Annotated in this window: 1 protein-coding gene; it reads left to right on the forward strand. The window is 63.4% G+C overall.

Going from position 1 to position 599, the window contains the following annotated elements; translation table 11 throughout:
- The first annotated feature begins 207 nt into the window (after positions 1-207).
- On the forward strand, positions 208-474 hold the full coding sequence (locus ACNAW0_RS30575; protein ID WP_416291512.1) for a hypothetical protein: 267 nt from the start codon (positions 208-210) through the stop codon (positions 472-474).
- Positions 475-599: the final 125 nt, after the last annotated feature.

Here is a 599-nt window from a genome sequence, read left to right on the forward strand (position 1 = left end):
CTAAAGAGGGCAATTCGGCAACGTCTTCGGTCCTCGCTATGTTCGGTCCCGGCACATGCTTGACACTCGCGTCCCACCAGATGCTTTACATGCCGCTGACAGGCTGGAGCCGCTAACGGTCGGTGACGGTGGACGCGCCCTCATCGCGGCCAGATGAGGGTGCGTTCGGGCACCGACGAGCCGGACGTGATCCGGCAGACTGCGTTCATGACTGAGAACGTGCTGTCCGTGCCCGCCTACAGCTCTCAGACCGGGGTCATCGCTCCCGTCGAGGGAGGAACAGTCACTATCGAGATCCGGGATGGGTCGGTCGAGATATTCGGCGACCCAGCCGGACTTCGTGATCTCGCCCGCTGGTGCCTTGCGCTGTCCGACACACAGGCGCCATCTGGGGCACATGTCCACCTCGACCCCGGAACCATCCCGCTCGCTGTGGAGTCAGTGCCACTGATGCTGGCTCGCCACTCGCGGTGACGTCCCCGAGCCCGACTTGCGGCAAATGAGGATGCACGGTGAAGCCTCGTGCAGTGTGATGGTGCGATGTCGCACGCAGTTGTCCGTTTCACGGAGCGGCTTCGCCTGGAACCGATCGATGTCCG

This window comes from Micromonospora sp. SL1-18, assembly GCF_047921505.1.
Classification (GTDB): Bacteria; Actinomycetota; Actinomycetes; order Mycobacteriales; family Micromonosporaceae; genus Micromonospora.